This is a genomic window from Streptomyces nymphaeiformis, from assembly GCF_014203895.1.
Lineage (GTDB): Bacteria > Actinomycetota > Actinomycetes > Streptomycetales > Streptomycetaceae > Streptomyces > Streptomyces nymphaeiformis.
Map to the genome: position 1 here is coordinate 1 of NZ_JACHJY010000030.1, position 2,388 is coordinate 2,388.

A 2,388-nucleotide genomic window follows, 5' to 3' on the forward strand; every position below is an offset into this window, starting at 1 on the left:
CCCACCATGAACAGGACTATCTGCTGCCCCGGCCTACGGAGAGTCTGGGTGGGCATCGGGCTCGATGAAGGGGACTCCATGGCCACGACCTTAAGCCGCAGATGTACACCGGGTGTGGGTTTCCACCGTCACAAGATCAGCGACAGAGCCCGTTCGCCTGTACCCAACTGGGTACGTTCACGCGTACACCGACAGGGAGGAGAACGGCGCCGCAACGCCATGACCGGGATCAGCCAGCTTCACCCCGAGGTCTCCACCGAACCCGGCAGCAAGTCGGCCTCACGGCATTGGCGGATCGTGGAGCGGCTGCCCCGCACGCGGCGGCGGCCTCACGCTGGTTCAGCATCGGACGAGTCGTGCTCATCCCCCTGTCATCGCCGCAACCCTGCGGGCCGTGGACGTCACCCTCGCGTGAGGCGGAAAGCTCCTGGCTGCCGGTGCGTGCCTTGAAGGAATTGGGATTCTGGGTCGTCCCGGTGCGTGTCTATAGTGCCGAAACCGGGCCTTCCAGGCCCTTCGAGGAGGAGAGGGCGTCGTGCCTGAGTTACTGCAGAAGCAGCTCCTGGACGTCGAGGTCGCGTTCAGGGGTTTTGGGTTCCAGGAGTCGGACGATGCTGCGGTGCCCGTGCCGTTCGGGGACGGTTACGAGTGGGGGGTGTTCCTGGCCCAGCACGAACGTCGCTTCGACCTGTTCAGCGCCGGTCACACCCACACCGCGGCGGTCACTGTCAGGACCTGGGACGCCGAGCCGGCATCCGAGCCTGTCGAGTGGGATGAGATCGGCGAGGTCGACTTCGAGACGACCACCGGAGACGTCGCGGTGTGGACCATGACCCTGGGGCGGTCGGAGCACCTGATTCAGCTCGGTGTCCCGGGCTGGTGGCGGGTCCGCGTCGGCTGTACCGGCCGTGCCGAGGTCGCGCGCGTCACGCAGACCGAAGGCGTCGCCTACGGGGTGGAGAAGTACGTGATCGACTTCTGGCCCAAGGCCTGACCAGCTTGTGGCCGGCGTAGCGTCGGCGCCGGCCACAAGCCCTCATGTCAGTTGATCTTGACGATGAAGCCGTCTTCCAGGCCGTCGATGATCCGGTTGGCGTTGTAGAAGCCGCTCAGCAGGTTGCCGGCCGCGCCGTTTTGCGCGCCGGGGACGGGGAGGACGGAGAAGTTGTTCTTCTCGACGTGTACGTCGAATTCGGAGGCCGCGGAGCCCTCATAGGTGGTGGCGAAGGGGAACTCGTCGCACTCCTTACCGCCGGCGGTGTAGTTCGCGCCCCAGTAGCGGGTGCACTCGCGCACCGCGACCGCCCGGTTTCGGTCCCGCCGCCGCTTGTCCAGGAACAGGCGGTGCAGGGGTCCGTTCAGGTTGTCGCCGGGGACGTTCTTGTGCGCGTTCAGCGGCTTGGTGGTGGTCGGGTTGGTGAACGCCTGCTTGATGTGATCAGCCACAGCCTTCTCGGGTGCGCCGGCCTTGGAGCTGTATCCGAGCGTGGCGACCACGCTGAACGCGGCGCCGCCCTTGTTCGCGGGGTTACCACCGCCGGTGGAGTTACGCAGATAGGAGGCTGCATCCCAGCGCGGCGCGAACATGAACGGCTTGCCAGTCACCGGGCTTGCTCCCACCCATCCGGGCGGCATCGTGCTTTCGATCTCGGGCTGGTAGACCGCTGCGATGAGGTCTGCCGCACCCGCGCCGCTGCCCTGGCCCGGGGCATAGCGCAGCGTGTGGGTGTAGTGAGGGCTGGCCTTCATCTGCGGCAGCGTTTTGGTGACGGGGAGCGTGTTGCTGAGGACAGGTCTTGCGGCTGCGGGCCAGTTCTGAACAATGACGCCCTTCAGGCCGATGCGCATCCCGTCGGCGCCGGTGGTGCCGACCGAGACGAAGTCGGTGAGGTCGTAGTCGAAGAACATGGTGCGGTCGGACTCCTTGGGCACCGTGCCGCGGATGTACACGGTGTAGGAGCTGGTACCGACCTGTCCCGACGACCGGGCCCAGACCGCGGCGACGGGCAGAACGCCCTGAACGACGCCGAGTCCGCCGCGAACGGCACCGCCCCGCAGTTGGCCTCGCTCTACGGCATCACGACCGCGCAGGCCTTCAACCGCATGGGCCTGACCCCGATCGCCGGCCAGAACGACGACAACGAGTTTTTCAGCCAGTCCAACGCCCAGACCCTGGAGACCTTCGCGGCGTCAAAGGGCGTCCAGGAGCTGTCGTTCTGGGAGGTCGACGGTTACGACAAGCCGCTGAACTACGCCTACTCGAAGATCTTTCAGAAGATCACCAGCAGCACCGCCGCCAACGACTTCTCCGTGGCCCTCTCCCCGACCTCGGGCAGTGTGAAGGCGGGTTCGTCGGTGTCGGCGGCGGTGTCGACTGCGGTGACCGCT

2 protein-coding genes and 1 pseudogene are annotated in these 2,388 nt (G+C 66.3%); 2 read left to right on the forward strand and 1 reads right to left on the reverse strand.

Going from position 1 to position 2,388, the window contains the following annotated elements; translation table 11 throughout:
* Window positions 1-535 precede the first annotated feature (535 nt).
* A complete protein-coding gene (locus GGE06_RS41945) occupies window positions 536-994 on the forward strand; it encodes a hypothetical protein (protein ID WP_184933330.1) in 459 nt (152 codons plus the stop codon).
* A 47-nt stretch (window positions 995-1,041) separates the two neighbouring features.
* On the opposite strand, the gene GGE06_RS43325 is transcribed toward GGE06_RS41945, so the two are convergent.
* The gene (locus GGE06_RS43325; protein WP_246533108.1) at window positions 1,042-1,908 is read right to left on the reverse strand and encodes a NucA/NucB deoxyribonuclease domain-containing protein; all 867 of its coding nucleotides are present in this window, start codon (window positions 1,906-1,908) and stop codon (window positions 1,042-1,044) included.
* 150 nt (window positions 1,909-2,058) lie between these two features.
* On the opposite strand from GGE06_RS43325, the pseudogene GGE06_RS41955 reads away from it, so the two are divergent.
* Window positions 2,059-2,388: pseudogene (locus GGE06_RS41955) on the forward strand (glycosyl hydrolase family 18 protein); the annotation flags it as partial.

What these genes read in the sequence shown, in the direction of transcription:
- GGE06_RS43325 (WP_246533108.1), bottom strand. Translation starts at nt 1,908, where the DNA reads ATGTTCTTCGACTACGACCTCACCGACTTCGTCTCGGTCGGCACCACC.